This is a genomic window from Lactobacillus sp. C449L (assembly GCF_059900815.1).
In genome coordinates, this window is sequence record NZ_JBWXGA010000229.1 from 1 (window position 1) to 454 (window position 454).

The 454-nt window shown below is 73.8% G+C and carries 1 protein-coding gene and 1 pseudogene; both read right to left on the reverse strand.

Going from position 1 to position 454, the window contains the following annotated elements; genetic code table 11:
- A pseudogene (locus tag AC2JF9_RS09165) lies at positions 1 to 201 on the reverse strand (hypothetical protein); the annotation flags it as partial.
- Positions 198 to 454 (reverse strand): cytochrome c-type biogenesis CcmF C-terminal domain-containing protein (locus AC2JF9_RS09170; protein WP_500727150.1); only part of this gene is annotated, 257 nt, incomplete at its 5' end. The gene AC2JF9_RS09170 and the pseudogene AC2JF9_RS09165, both read right to left, overlap by 4 nt.

Here is a 454-nt window from a genome sequence, read left to right on the forward strand (position 1 = left end):
GATGCGGGGTTCGCCGCGAAAGGTCTCGCTGGTGACGGTGGCGCGCCCCTCGATCGCGGGGGGAAGCGTGAAGGCGGGCACCGGCTGCCCGATCATCCGGGAACGGACGGTCTCGTCCCTGCCGCCGGCGAGTCCCACCAGGGCCGTCACGAGGAAGGCGGCGAAGACGATCAGCGGCAGGAGGAAAAGGATGCGCTTCACCAGGGCGCCTCCTCCGGCCGGGCGCGCCGACCGCGCAGCACCCGCCCGATGAGCGAGAGGAGCCCGCCGAGCGCGACCAGCCCGCCGCCGGCCCAGATCAGGGTCACCCAGGGCTTCCACCAGAGGCGGAGCTGCCAGCGCCCCTCCCCATCCTCGCGCCCGAGCACGGCGTAGAGCTGCCCGTCGAGGCGGGTGGCGATATCGGCCTCGCTGGTCTCCGTCCGCGGCTGGTTGAAGGTGCGCGCCTGCGGGG